Genomic DNA, 12509 nt, shown 5'->3' on the forward strand with positions numbered 1-12509 from the left:
GGACTCCCGGATGCGATCCATTTCCGCACGCGCGCCCCTCGCATTGCTGCTTGCCCTGCCGCTGCTGGCAGGTTGCCTCGAACGCGGGCGGTCGCCGATCGCGGAGAGCATGGGGGACGACGATCAGTATTGCCAGGCCGGCGGCAAGATCGCGGTCGGCTCGCCTGAATACGTCTCCTGCCGTAAGGATCGCGACGTGCAGCGCCAGAACGCCGAAGCCCGCTCCGATCGCAGGCAGCGCGATCTCGGCGAATACATGATGAACCATCCGGACGTGCACTGAGCGTCGCCGTCGTACGCCTCCACAAACAAAAACGCGGCGGGTTGTCCCGCCGCGTTTCGTATTCCGTCGCTCGAGCTGCGCAGGCCGCGCTTACTCTTCGTCGTCGGGCTTCTTGCCGCCGATCGTCTTCAGCTTGGCGAACACGGCATCGACGTTGAGGTCGTCGTGGCGCTCGATCGGCTGATCGTCCTCTTCCTTGCGCGTGGTCTCGGAGGCCGGCAGCAGCGTGGCGCCGCCGTAGACGGTCGTGGTCGGCTTCTCCTTGGCGGCGCGCTGCACCTCGAAATCGAGCTCGATCTGCGAGCACAGGCCGAGCGTCACCGGGTCCATCGGGGTCAGGGTCGAGGCGTTCCAGTGGGTGCGGTCGCGCACGCTTGCGATCGTGGTCTTGGTGGTGCCGACCAGACGCATGATCTGGGCGTCCTTCAACTCGGGGTGGTTGCGCACCAGCCAGAGGATCGCGCTCGGCCGCTCATGGCGGCGCGACACCGGGGTGTAGCGCGGGCCCTTCTTCTTGGCGGCGGAGGGCAGCACGACCTTGCTCTCCTGGAGCTTGAGGCGGTAGTTCTGGTCGCGCTCGCCGCGCTCGATCTCCTCGCGGGTCAGCTGGCCGTTCGAAATCGGGTCCATGCCCTTGATGCCCTGGGCGGCGTCGCCGTCGGCGATGGCGCGGACCTCGAGGGGGTGCATTTTGGTAAAATCGGCCACCTGATCGAACGTCAGGGCGGTATTGTCGACCAACCACACGGCAGTCGCCTTCGGCATCAGCGGTGCGTTGCTCATGGCAAATCTCCTTTGTGCTTCGCCCACCTCTGTCGAGGCGAAGCTGGTAGTCATCGGCGATGACGGGAATTATGAGGCGTATATAAGCCCTGAGGGGGGAATGGCGCAATGGGCGAGTAAAATCGCCTTGACAGCGCCCGAAAGCAGTCCCAAGTCCTTACCACAACTGGCCGTTCCCCGCCCGCCCGGCGAGGGGTGATTCGGTCCGAAATTGCCCCGAGACAGCCCGATGTCAGCGAAAAAACCCGATCTTAAAATCGTGCTTTGTTCCCCCCGCGGCTTTTGCGCCGGGGTGGTCCGCGCCATCGACACGGTCGAACGCGCCCTCACCATTTACGGTGCTCCGGTCTATGTCCGGCACGAGATCGTCCATAACAAGTATGTGGTCGACAGCCTGAAGACCAAAGGCGCCATTTTCGTCGAGGAATTGGCCGAAATCCCCGACGATACCAACGCGCCGGTGGTGTTTTCGGCCCACGGTGTTCCCAAGTCGGTTCCGGCCGAGGCCAAATCCCGCAATTTCTTCTCGCTGGACGCGACCTGCCCGCTGGTGACCAAGGTCCACCGCGAGGCGGCGATCCACTTCAAGCGCGGCCGCGAGATCCTGCTGATCGGGCATTCCCACCATCCCGAGGTGGTCGGCACCCTGGGCCAGCTGCCTGAGGGCGCCGTGACCCTGATCGAGACGGCTGAGGATGCCAAGACCTTCGTCCCGAAGGATCCCGACAATCTCGCCTTCGTGACCCAGACCACGCTGTCGATCGACGACACCGCGGAGATCGTGGCGCTGCTCAAGGAGCGCTTCCCGAACGTCAACGGTCCGCACAAGGAAGACATCTGCTACGCCACCACCAACCGCCAGCTTGCGGTGAAGAAGGTGGCGCCGGTGGTCGACGCGCTGATCGTCGTCGGTGCGCCGAACTCGTCGAACTCGCAGCGCCTGCGCGAGGTCGCCGAGCGCGAGGGCTGCCCGGTTGCGATTCTTGCCCAGCGCGCCAGCGACATCGACTGGGCGCGCTTCGAAGGCATCACGAGCCTCGGCATCACCGCGGGCGCTTCTGCCCCGGAAGTGATCGTCGAGGAGATCATGGGCGCCTTCGCCGAGCGTTACGAACTGCACGTGGAGACGGTCTCGGCCGCGGAAGAGAACGAGTTCTTCCCGCTGCCGCGCTCGCTGCGGCCCGACGCTGCCGCGGCGGAATAGACCATATGGCGGTCTACACCGACGTTGCCGCCGAAGACCTCGCGGAATTCCTCAAAAGCTACGACATCGGCGAATTGCTCTCCTACAAGGGCATCGCCGAGGGCGTCGAGAATTCGAACTTCCTGCTGCACACCAGCAAGGGCGCCTACATCCTCACGCTCTATGAGAAGCGCGTGGCGGAGGACGACCTGCCGTACTTCCTGTCGCTGATGGCGCATCTCGCCACGCGCGGCGTGTCGTGCCCGCAGCCGGCGCGCAACCGCAAGGGCGAGGTCACGAGCCGGCTTGCCGGCCGGCCGGCTGCGATCATCAACTTCCTCGAAGGCGTGTGGCCGCGGCGGCCGAACGTGGCGCATTGCTCCGGTGTCGGCGAGGCGCTGGCCAGGATGCATCTTGCGGGTGCCGACTTTCCGCTGGTCCGCCAGAACCCGCTGTCGGTCTCCGGCTGGCGGCCGCTGTTTGATCTCGCCGCCGCGCGGGCCGACAGCGTGCAGCCGGGCCTGCACGACTTCATCGCGCGCGAGCTCGATCATCTCGAAGCTTCGTGGCCGGCGGATCTGCCGGTCGGCGTCATCCATGCCGACCTGTTTCCCGACAACGTCTTCTTCCTCGGCGACAGACTGTCGGGCCTGATCGACTTCCCGTTCGCCTGCAACGACATCCTGGCCTATGACGTCGCGATCTGCCTCAACGCCTGGTGCTTCGAGCCGGATCATTCCTTCAACGTCACCAAGGCGCGCGCGCTGCTCAACGCCTATGGCCGCGAGCGGGTGCTGTCGGCTCAGGAAGAGGCGGCGCTGCCGCTGCTCGCGCGCGGCGCCTCGATGCGCTTCCTGCTGACCCGGCTGGTCGATTTCCTCAACGTGCCCGAAGGCGCGCTGGTGCAGCCGAAGGACCCGCTGGAATACGTCCGCAAGCTGCGCTTCCAGCAGAATGTCGTGAGCCTGCGCGACTACGGCATCACGCCGGCAGGATGCGCGGCGTGAGCGACAAGCCGCATGTGATCGTGTTCACCGATGGTGCCTGCTCCGGAAATCCCGGACCGGGCGGCTGGGGCGCGATCCTCCGGTTCGGCGAGGTCGAGAAGGAGTTGAAGGGCGGCGAGGCGCACACCACCAACAACCGCATGGAGCTGATGGCGGCGATCTCGGCGCTGGAAGCGCTGAAGAAGCCCTGCGTGGTCGACCTCACCACCGACAGCCAGTATGTCCGCCAGGGCATCACCGGCTGGATCCACGGCTGGAAGCGCAATGGCTGGCGCACCGCCGACAAGAAGCCGGTCAAGAATGTCGAGCTGTGGCAGCGCCTCGACGCTGCGCTGAAGCCGCATGAGGTGCGCTGGCACTGGATCAAGGGCCATGCCGGCCACGCCGAGAACGAGCGCGCCGACGAGCTGGCGCGCGAGGGCGTGGCGATGGCGAGGTTGAAGGCGTAGGGCGTCGCCGACGGAGCGTAGCTGCGTAGCGTGGGTAGAGCCGCGATTCCTGCGATCTCCATTCCCACAACCGTCATCGCCCGCGAAGCGGGCGATCCAGTATTCCAGAGACGGTGGTGATTGAAACGAGAGGCCGCGGCGTACTGGATCGCCCGGTCGAGCCGGGCGATGACAGTGTGCCTAAGGCGTCAGCTCAGAGCTGACCGAGCAGCGTGTCGCCGCCGGAGACTTCGACCTTGCCCGGGGCGGGCTCGAGGTTGAGCTTCTTCACCACGCCGTCCTCGACCAGCATCGAGTAGCGCTTGGAGCGGATGCCGAGGCCGTTGCCGGAGGCGTCGAGCTCCATGCCGATCGCCTTGGCGAAGTCGGCATTGCCGTCGGCCAGGAACACGGCTTCGTCGCGCTGGTCGGTGTCGCGCTTCCAGGCGTTCATCACGAAGGCGTCGTTGACCGAGACGATCGCGATGGTGTCGACGCCCTTGTTCTTCATGGCATAGGCGTTGAGGAAGATGCTCGGCAGATGCATCTTGTGGCAGGTGCCGGTATAGGCGCCGGGCACGGCGAACAGGGCGACCTTCTTGCCCTTGAAAATATCGTCGGTGGTTTTGACCTGCGGACCCTCGGCGGTCATCACGCGAAACTTGGCTTCCGGCAGCTTGTCGCCAACATTGATCGTCATCGTTGTTCTCCCTCGGTGAAGCGGAATTGTCTTAAACCCGGCGGTTGGACGGCACAATACGAGCTGCTGCGGGAACGGCAATGCCGAAGCGCATTCACCGTTCCGTCATCAGCCGGAAAACCCGCCCGCGTCGAGAAAGGCCTGCTCCTCGGCCGTGGTCTGCCGGCCCAGCACGCGATTCCGGTGCGGGAAGCGGCCGAACCGGCGGATGATGTCGGCGTGGTCCTCGGCATATCTGAGGTTGTCGGGATGGCAGTCATATTGCCGGAACAGCATCACGCAGCGCTGCTGGTCGTCGAGGTCTTCCGAATGCTCGAACGGCAGATAGAGGAATTCGCGCAGCACCGGGTCGGTCCGCGCGTCGACGCCGCGGTCGATGGCGCGCGTTGCCACCTCGCGTGCCAGCGGGTCGGTGGAGAAGGTCTTGCTGTCGTTGCGAAACAGGTTTCGCGGAAACTGGTCGAGCACGATGGTCAGCGCCAGTGCGCCCTCGTCGCTCGCCTCCCACGACGACAATTCGCCGGCAGCCGCCTTCTGCCAGGTGGCGAGGAAGCGGCTCTGGATTTCGGCATCGAAAGCCGCATCGTGCTTGTACCAGCGGTCGCGGCCGGCGTCCCGCCAGAAGGCGAGCACGTCGGCCGGCGTCGCGATGCGCGCGTCAGTCATGTCGAACGTCAGTCCCACTCAGGCTCTACGCCGCCGCCTTTTTCTCGTCGCGCAATTCGCGGCGCAGGATCTTGCCGACATTCGTCTTCGGCAGGTCGGTCCTGAACTCGATCTGCTTCGGCACCTTGTAGGCGGTGAGCTGGGTGGCACTGAACTTGATGATGTCCTCCGCCGTGACGTTCGGGTCCTTCTTGACCACGAAGGCCTTCACCGCTTCGCCGGATTTCGCATCGGGCACGCCGATCACGGCGCATTCCAGCACGCCCGGGTGGCTTGCGATCACTTCCTCGATCTCGTTCGGATAGACGTTGAATCCGGAGACCAGGATCATGTCCTTCTTGCGGTCGACGATCTTGGTATAGCCCTTCTCGTCCATCACGCCGATGTCGCCGGTGCGGAAATAGCCGTCCGCCGTCATCACGCGCGCGGTCTCGTCGGGCCTGTTCCAGTAGCCTGACATCACCTGCGGACCCTTGGCGCAGATTTCGCCGGCCTCGCCGATCGGCAGCTCATTGCCGTCATCGTCGCGGATCGAGAGCCAGGTCGACGGCACGGGAAGGCCGATCGTCCCGGAGAATTCCTCGATCGTGGCGGGATTGCACGTCAGGGTCGGCGAGGTCTCCGACAGGCCATAGCCTTCCGACAACGAGACGCCCGTCACCTTCAGCCACTTCTCGGCGACCGGCCGTTGCGTCGCCATGCCGCCGCCATTGGCGATCTTCAGCTTGGAGAAGTCGAGCTTGTCGAATCCGGGCGTGTTCAGCAGGCCGTTGTAGAGGGTGTTGACCGCCGGAAAGAAGCTGACCTGGTACTTCGACAGCTCCTTGACGAAGCCGGCCATGTCGCGCGGATTCGGAATCAAGAGATTGGTGCCGCCGCACCGCATGCCCAGCAGATAGCAGGCGGTGAGCGCGAAGACGTGATAGAGCGGCAGCGCACAGACGATGACCATCTGTTCGACGATCGGCGGCTTCGCCAGCGCCGGCTGCAGCCAGGCGTCGTTCTGCAGCACGTTGGCCAGGATGTTGCGGTGGAGCAGGGTCGCGCCCTTGGAGACGCCCGTGGTGCCGCCGGTATATTGCAGGAAGGCGACATCATCGAGCGTCAGCGCCGGCTTGTTGAGCCTGGCGGCGCGGCCGGCCGACAGCGCCTCGTTGAAGCCGACGGCGCCCGGGATCGACCATGCCGGCACCATCTTCTTGACCCGGCGCACCACCAGATTGACGATCACGCCCTTGAAGCCGAGCAGGTCGCCCATGCTGCCGACGATGACGTGCTTGACCGAGGTGTTGGGCAGCACCTTCTGCACGGTGGTGGCAAAGTTCTCCAGCACGATGATCGCCTCCGCGCCGGAATCCTTGAGCTGATGCTCGAGCTCGCGCGGGGTGTAGAGCGGATTGACGTTGACCACGGCGAAGCCGGCGCGCAGGACGGCGGCGGTCGCGACCGGGTATTGCAGCACGTTCGGCATCATCAGCGCGACCCGCGCGCCCTTTTGCAGGCCCTTGCTCTGCAGATAGGCGCCGAGCGCCGTCGACATCTCGTCGAGCTCGCGATAGGTGATCGCCTTGTCCATGCAGATGAACGCCTTGCGATCGGCGAACTTCTTGAAGCTCTCTTCCAGCAATTCGACCAGCGACGAATATTGCGTGACGTCGATATCGGCGGGCACGCCGGCCGGATAATGCTTGAGCCAGATGCGCTCCATGATGGTCTTTCCCCTCTCTCAAATTGGCTGATATCCCGGATTGCTTCCGGGTTTTTCGACCCTTGGTCGTATTATTCTTGGCCGCGGTATTTCAGGCAGTATTGAGCGATGCCGCGGCCAATGGCAAGCCGCTGCGCGCTATCGACGCATTGGGAGATCGGAGGAGCGGGGGCCCTGCTAGCCGGCGGGCTTGGCGTCGGCTTTCGGCTTGGCGTCGGCCTTTGGCTTGTCGGCCGATTTGGGCTTCGCAGCCGGTTTTGCCGCCGTCGCCGGCTTGCCGGCGGGCTTTGCGGCGGCCTGTTTGTCCGCGGCCGGCTTCGCAGCTGCGGCATCCGGCTTGGCGTTGGCGTGACGCACCGGCTTGGCCGCCGGCTTATTATCCGACTTGGCCGCGCTCTTGGTCTCACCCTTCGCGTCATCAGCCGTATCGGACTTCTTGCCCGCGACGCGGGTGTGCTTGCCCTTGGCGCGCTTGACCGGCTGCAGCTTCTCGGTGTCGGCCTCGACCGCGGCGATCAGCGCAGCACCGGTCTTGGTCGGCCCCGTATAAACCACGACCGGTTCGGACGCTGCCGCTGGCTGCGCCAGCATGTCGGCCGGTTTGGTCGGCACCGCGGCCTGCAGGCCCGAGGCGAAGAAGCTGACGCCGCCGTCGCCATTGGTGCTGGAGGCCCCGGCGCTGGCGACGGTGTCTTCGGCATCCTCGTCGCTGGCGGGCCGCTTGTGCTTGGCGCCGCACATCTCCTCGCGCAGGTTCGGCGGCGTGGAATCGATCGGCACCAGATTGTCGACGGTGCCGAGCGAGGGCCGCAGCCACGCCAGCCCGTTGTTGGCAAAGCCGCGATCCAGGAGCTGCGCCGCGCGGATCGCGCGCATGCGGCCCGAGGAGGCGCCGAGCACCACGGCGATCAGCCGCTTGCCGTCGCGCGTCGCCGACGCCACCAGATTGTAGCCGGAGGCGCAGATGAAGCCGGTCTTGAAGCCGTCGGCGCCGGGATAGCGGCCGATCAGCTTGTTGAAGTTCTGGGTGATGCGGCGGCCGAAGCGGATCGAGGGGATGTGGACGAAATACTCGTATTCCGGCAGGTCGCGGATGATGGCGCGGGCGAGGATCGCCATGTCGCGCGCCGAGGTGATCTGGCCGTCGGCGGGCAGGCCGTTCGGGTTGACGTAGCTCGTCTGCGTCATGCCGAGCTTCTGCGCGGTCTGGTTCATCATGCCGGCAAAGCCGTCGATCGAACCGCCGACGCCTTCGGCCAGCACCACCGCCATGTCGTTGGCCGACTTCACCAGCATCATCTTCAGCGCGTTGTCGACGGTGACCTGGGTGCCGGGACGGAAGCCCATCTTCGAGGGCGATTGCGACGCCGCGGTCGGCGACACCGTGAGCAGCGTGTCGAGCGACACGCGGCCGTCCTTGACCGCCTTCAGCGTCACATAGGCCGTCATCATCTTGCTGAGCGAAGCCGGATACCACGGCATCGTCGCGTTGTCGGCTTGCAGCACCTTTCCGGTATCGGCCTCGACCACCAGCAGCGCTTCGGCTTGCACGATCTGCGGCGTTGCGACGGCGAGCATCGCGACGGCCAGAATCCATTTCAACGATGGGCGAGGAAATTGCACGAATCCGGTTCCGGTCCTTTGAGACCCGCCTTCAAAAAAGGAGGTCTTGCGATTGTGACGTACGGGTTTCAAGCGTGTCCGGCGCCGCATTGCGGCGATGCAAACCCTATACCGGCTTGCCAGCAGAGAACAGAGGCCGGTCGATTATATCGTGGACGAAATCGGCTGAATTTCGGCAGCCGCCTCAATTGGAAACGCGAGATTTATGGTGCCTCGATGCCGGCGCGCGCGTGCTCCTGGACCATGAACTGGGCCCGCGCGAGATCGGCAAAACGCCCGCCTTTCGCCACCAGTTCATCGAAAGTTCCGCTTTCGATCACCCGTCCCTGGTCGAACAGCAGGATGCGGGTGGCGTGGCGGATGGTCGAGAGGCGGTGCGCGATCACGAACGTGGTGCGGCCCTTCATCACTTCGTCGAGAGCGGCGTTCACCTTGGCCTCGGTGACGGCGTCAAGCGCGCTGGTCGCCTCGTCGAGGATCAGGATCGGCGGATCCTTAAGCAGCGCACGCGCAATCGATAATCGTTGCCGTTCGCCGCCCGACAGCATGCGGCCGCGCTCGCCGGCATGGGTGTCGAACTTCTTCTCGCTGCGTTCGATGAAATCCAGCGCCTGCGCGCGCGCCGCGGCGGTACGTAGTTCCTCGTCGGTCGCATCCGGCTTGCCGACGCGTAGATTGTCGGCGAGCGAGCGGTTGAACAGCAGCGCCTCCTGGAACACCACGCCGATGTTCCGCCGCAGCGCCGTCAGCTTCAGCGCGCGTATGTCCATACCGTCGATCCTGATGATGCCGGACTGCGGATCGAACGCGCGATGCAACAGCGCGATCGCGGTGGATTTGCCGGCACCGGTCGAGCCGACCAGCGCGATGGTCTGGCCGGGCAACGCGGTGAAGGAGAGATCCTCGATCGCCGGCCGCTTGCCGTCATAGGAGAACGAGACGTCGTTGAACTCGACGAGGCCGGACAGCCGTCCGGGATCGACCGCGCCGGGCCGGTCGCGGACCGCCGGCACCGCGTCGAGCACGTCGAAGAATTCCTGCAGGCGCGGTGCTTCCATGAACACGTTGTTGATGAAGCTCACCACCTGCTCGAGCTTCTGGATCAGCATGGTGGCGAACGAGACGAACATCACGATCTCGCCGACCGTGGTGAGCCCCTCATTGTGGAGCGCGATGCCGACGGTGAAGATCGCCAGCACCGTGATCGTGGTCGAGGCGCGCGTGATCACGGTGACCAGCGCCCACCAGGACAGCACCGGCATCTGCACCGCGAGCAGCTTGTCGGCGACGTAGCGCAGGCCCTGCACCTCGGAATCGATCCGCACGAAGCTCTGCACCAGCGCGACGTTGCCGAGCGCGTCGGAGGCGCGCGCCGAGAGGTCGCTGTAATAGGCCTCGACCTCGCTCTGCATGCCGTAGGTCTTGCGCACCACCATCGTGGTCAGCACGGTGAATACGATGCACAGCGCGAACAGCAGGATGGCGAGCCGCCAGTTGATGTAGAGCGCGAGCGGCAAGAGCACGATCAGCGACATGATCGCGGCGAAATGCTCGCGGAAGAAGCCGAGCCACAGCCGCCACAGCGCGTCGGTGCCGTTCAGCATCACCTTCATCAGCCGCCCGGAATGGGTGCCGGAGTGGAAGGTCAGCGGCAGCTGCAGGATGTGCTCGAAATAATCGGTCAGCACCGCCTGGCGCTGGCGGTGCGCCAGCCGGTCGGCCTGTAGTGCGACGATCGCGCTGCAGCCGATCGTGAACAGGCCGAACGCCGCCCAGGCGACCAGCAGCGGCCAGGCTGAATTCGTCGCGAACAGTCCCGTGACCGGCCGGCCCGACAGCACGTCGACGATCTTGCCGAACAGCACCGGCTCGGCGAATTGCGCGCCGGCGAGCAGCATATTGGCGGCGGCGAGGATCCAGCCGAGCCGTGCCTCCTTGCCGAGCAGTTCGAGAACGCGGGTGTAGAGGCGAAGCATGGACATGCCGGCGGGACTCGTAAGCGGTGGACGCTAGGTCAGGCGGGATGCAATCTAATCAGGGATCGCGATGCAGGGCCAGCGGTGACAGCGCGTCATGCTCAGGGTGACGGTAATTGTGGCGAGCGGCTCCCTACGCCGTCGTCCTGGCGAAAGCCAGGACCCATAGCCATCGAATCTGATTGAGAGCGGGATAGTGGCCCCAGCGTCGCGCAACAACAAACGGCCGGGGTAATGGGTCCTGGCTTTCGCCAGGACGACGCTGAACATTTGGCGCAGTTCGTCAGTTATGCATTCGCGTGCTCTCAGTTCACCAGCCGGCTATCAATCGGCGGCAGGAAAGACTCATCGAAGATGTCGGCGGCATGCGGCCGCTTCTGGAATTTGACGTCCTCCGCAAGCTGGTCAAGTGCGCGCTCGAAGCGCTGCGCCTCGATGCCGCCAAGCCCGTTGCGCTTCACCTCGGCGGTCAGGATGTTATCGCGGATGATGGCGGTGAGCCGCTCCAGCTCCAGATCGCGCGAACCGCCATCCATCCGGCTCACCACCTCGCTCGCCGCGCGGGCCGGGTCCTTGACGGTGAGGTTGGTGCCGCCGATCACCGCGCGCACGAACCCCTTCACCACGTCCGGCTTCGCCGCGGCAAGGCGCGGACTTACGATCACCGCAAAGCCGTAGGCCTCGCAGCCGTACTCGGCGAAGCGCAGCACCGCGAGATCATCGGCCGGCACGCCGCGGTCACGCAAGTTGATGGCCGAGAGATAGGAGAAGCCGGTGACGGCATCGACCTGGCCGGCGGAGAGCATCGGCTCGCGCACCGCGGCGCTGATCGTGCTCTGCTTCACGCTCGATAGCTTGATGCCGTTCTGCTTTGCGACCGCGGGCCACAGCCGGATCGAGAGGTCGCCCTCGGCGACGCCGAGGCTCTTGCCCTCCATATCCGCCAGCGCCCTGATGCCGCGGCTCTTGCGGGCAATGATCGCGTAGGGCGCCTGGTTGAACAGCACGAACACCGCCTTGACGGCGGCTGCACCAGGCTTGTCGCGGAAGCGGATCAGCGAGTTGATGTCGACGAGCGCGAAATCGCTCGAACCGTCGGCGACGCGCGCGATCGCGTCCGCCGAGCTGGTGGCGACGTTGGTGCCGACGGCAAGGCCTTCGGCGCTGAACAGGCCGCCCGACAGTGCCATCACGAACGGGGCGGCGGCGGCATCAAGCGGACGGTCGAGCGTGAACTGGATGGTGAGGGGCTGCGGCTGATCGCCGGCCCGCAGCGGCGTCAACGCCGGCCACGCGCCGCCTGCGAGGCCGATCATGCCGGCCAGTATCCAGCGGAGAACGGTGGTCCGACTTACCTGCATCATGAACATCCGGGAGGCGAGACAAAGTGCCGCGCCGGCTGCGCGCCTGCTTCATGACATCGCATGCGCCAAGGCAACGGTCATTTCAAGCTGCAATTTCAAGCGTTATTTGCATTCATTCTGCCCCGGCCAAGGTGAACGTCCGATGACTGCCTTGATTTCACCCTGGGTTGTTCAGCTTGCATTCGGTTTGGGGAACCTAATCTGGAGGGAGTGGTTAGCTTACCAAGGCCCGTGGGGCCGGCTTCCACAAAGGATGACTGCAATGTTTGCGCGAAAAGGTGTTTTTTCGTCCATTGGCCGCGCAGCCACATTGGCAACGGTTGCCGCAGTGGCGTTGACGGCCGTTGAGCCGACGATGGCGTTCGCAGGCTCCGCTCCGGCGGGCAAGGCTGCGGCCGTGACCACATCGCACGGCACGAGCGGCGCGACCGACATCAGCGCGCGCCGTCGTTACTATGGCGGCGGTGGCGCGGCTGCCGCGGCTGCATTCGCCGGCATCGTCGGCACCGGTCTTGCGATTGCCGCGGCGCAGAGCCGCCGCGACTATTACGACTCCTACGGCTATTACGGCGGCCCGGCCTACTATGGCGGTCCCGCCTATTACGGTGGCGGCCCGGTCTATTACGGCGGCGGACCGTATTATGGTTACCACGGCTACTATGGGCGCCGCTCGCAACTGCCCTATACGCCGTACTGACACGACCGCCAGTTCTCGGAACTGTCACAAAGCATCGAATCCACCGGCCGCGGGGCCGGTGGATTTTTTGTCGTCGATGGCGCCGTTAACA

12 protein-coding genes are annotated in these 12509 nt (G+C 65.0%); 5 read left to right on the forward strand and 7 right to left on the reverse strand.

Going from position 1 to position 12509, the window contains the following annotated elements; all coding sequences use genetic code 11:
• Positions 1-10: 10 nt before the first annotated feature.
• Positions 11-283 carry a hypothetical protein gene (locus BI327_RS14120; protein ID WP_076860906.1) on the forward strand — a complete coding sequence of 91 codons (273 nt, stop codon included), beginning with the start codon at positions 11-13 and terminating at the stop codon, positions 281-283.
• Between the two features lie 90 nt (positions 284-373).
• Here the strand turns inward: BI327_RS14120 and BI327_RS14125 are convergent, their stop codons facing one another.
• Positions 374-1066, reverse strand: a complete 693-nt coding sequence (locus tag BI327_RS14125) for a DUF1013 domain-containing protein (RefSeq protein WP_076860907.1) — start codon at positions 1064-1066, stop codon at positions 374-376.
• Between the two features lie 229 nt (positions 1067-1295).
• Here BI327_RS14125 and ispH point away from each other — a divergent pair, with 229 nt between their 5' ends.
• The 3 genes from ispH to rnhA are packed head-to-tail and all read left to right on the forward strand — an operon-like array spanning position 1296 to position 3705.
• The gene (gene ispH / locus BI327_RS14130; protein ID WP_076860908.1) at positions 1296-2270 is read left to right on the forward strand and encodes a 4-hydroxy-3-methylbut-2-enyl diphosphate reductase; all 975 of its coding nucleotides are present in this window, start codon (positions 1296-1298) and stop codon (positions 2268-2270) included.
• Positions 2271-2275: 5 nt separating this feature from the next.
• Positions 2276-3256 (forward strand): homoserine kinase, encoded by a 981-nt coding sequence (locus tag BI327_RS14135; RefSeq protein ID WP_076860909.1) that lies wholly within the window; start codon positions 2276-2278, stop codon positions 3254-3256.
• On the forward strand, positions 3244-3705 hold the full coding sequence (gene rnhA / locus BI327_RS14140; RefSeq protein WP_076860910.1) for a ribonuclease HI: 462 nt from the start codon (positions 3244-3246) through the stop codon (positions 3703-3705). The genes BI327_RS14135 and rnhA overlap by 13 nt, the downstream gene beginning before the upstream one ends.
• Positions 3706-3898: 193 nt before the next feature.
• On the opposite strand, the gene BI327_RS14145 is transcribed toward rnhA, so the two are convergent.
• From BI327_RS14145 to BI327_RS14170, 6 genes are all read right to left on the reverse strand, one after another.
• On the reverse strand, positions 3899-4384 hold the full coding sequence (locus BI327_RS14145) for a peroxiredoxin (protein ID WP_018269652.1): 486 nt from the start codon (positions 4382-4384) through the stop codon (positions 3899-3901).
• Positions 4385-4492: 108 nt separating this feature from the next.
• Complete coding sequence (locus BI327_RS14150) at positions 4493-5050, reverse strand: DUF924 family protein (protein WP_076862122.1); 558 nt, start codon at positions 5048-5050, stop codon at positions 4493-4495.
• Positions 5051-5075: 25 nt separating this feature from the next.
• Positions 5076-6758: a long-chain fatty acid--CoA ligase gene (locus BI327_RS14155; protein WP_076860911.1), complete on the reverse strand. Its 1683-nt coding sequence runs from the start codon at positions 6756-6758 to the stop codon at positions 5076-5078.
• 177 nt (positions 6759-6935) lie between these two features.
• Positions 6936-8336 carry a D-alanyl-D-alanine carboxypeptidase family protein gene (locus tag BI327_RS14160; RefSeq protein ID WP_167386890.1) on the reverse strand — a complete coding sequence of 467 codons (1401 nt, stop codon included), beginning with the start codon at positions 8334-8336 and terminating at the stop codon, positions 6936-6938.
• 248 nt (positions 8337-8584) lie between these two features.
• Positions 8585-10363 carry a glucan ABC transporter ATP-binding protein/ permease gene (locus BI327_RS14165; RefSeq protein ID WP_076860913.1) on the reverse strand — a complete coding sequence of 593 codons (1779 nt, stop codon included), beginning with the start codon at positions 10361-10363 and terminating at the stop codon, positions 8585-8587.
• Positions 10364-10662: 299 nt separating this feature from the next.
• A complete protein-coding gene (locus BI327_RS14170; protein WP_076862123.1) occupies positions 10663-11718 on the reverse strand; it encodes an ABC transporter substrate-binding protein in 1056 nt (351 codons plus the stop codon).
• 265 nt (positions 11719-11983) lie between these two features.
• On the opposite strand from BI327_RS14170, the gene BI327_RS14175 reads away from it, so the two are divergent.
• Entirely contained in the window at positions 11984-12418 is a 435-nt protein-coding gene (locus tag BI327_RS14175; protein WP_076860914.1) for a hypothetical protein, read from the forward strand.
• Positions 12419-12509: the final 91 nt, after the last annotated feature.

The sequence above is a fragment of the Bradyrhizobium mercantei genome, assembly GCF_001982635.1.
Taxonomy (GTDB): Bacteria; Pseudomonadota; Alphaproteobacteria; order Rhizobiales; family Xanthobacteraceae; genus Bradyrhizobium; species Bradyrhizobium mercantei.

Bases quoted from the DNA above. Each gene is read 5' to 3' on its own strand.
- BI327_RS14120 (WP_076860906.1), top strand. From the start codon at position 11: ATGCGATCCATTTCCGCACGCGCGCCCCTCGCATTGCTGCTTGCCCTG.
- BI327_RS14125 (WP_076860907.1), bottom strand. From the start codon at position 1,066: ATGAGCAACGCACCGCTGATGCCGAAGGCGACTGCCGTGTGGTTGGTC.
- ispH (WP_076860908.1), top strand. From the start codon at position 1,296: ATGTCAGCGAAAAAACCCGATCTTAAAATCGTGCTTTGTTCCCCCCGC.
- BI327_RS14135 (WP_076860909.1), top strand. From the start codon at position 2,276: ATGGCGGTCTACACCGACGTTGCCGCCGAAGACCTCGCGGAATTCCTC.
- rnhA (WP_076860910.1), top strand. From the start codon at position 3,244: ATGCGCGGCGTGAGCGACAAGCCGCATGTGATCGTGTTCACCGATGGT.
- BI327_RS14145 (WP_018269652.1), bottom strand. From the start codon at position 4,384: ATGACGATCAATGTTGGCGACAAGCTGCCGGAAGCCAAGTTTCGCGTG.
- BI327_RS14150 (WP_076862122.1), bottom strand. From the start codon at position 5,050: ATGACTGACGCGCGCATCGCGACGCCGGCCGACGTGCTCGCCTTCTGG.
- BI327_RS14155 (WP_076860911.1), bottom strand. From the start codon at position 6,758: ATGGAGCGCATCTGGCTCAAGCATTATCCGGCCGGCGTGCCCGCCGAT.
- BI327_RS14160 (WP_167386890.1), bottom strand. From the start codon at position 8,336: ATGCTCGCCGTCGCAACGCCGCAGATCGTGCAAGCCGAAGCGCTGCTG.
- BI327_RS14165 (WP_076860913.1), bottom strand. From the start codon at position 10,363: ATGTCCATGCTTCGCCTCTACACCCGCGTTCTCGAACTGCTCGGCAAG.
- BI327_RS14170 (WP_076862123.1), bottom strand. From the start codon at position 11,718: ATGCAGGTAAGTCGGACCACCGTTCTCCGCTGGATACTGGCCGGCATG.
- BI327_RS14175 (WP_076860914.1), top strand. From the start codon at position 11,984: ATGTTTGCGCGAAAAGGTGTTTTTTCGTCCATTGGCCGCGCAGCCACA.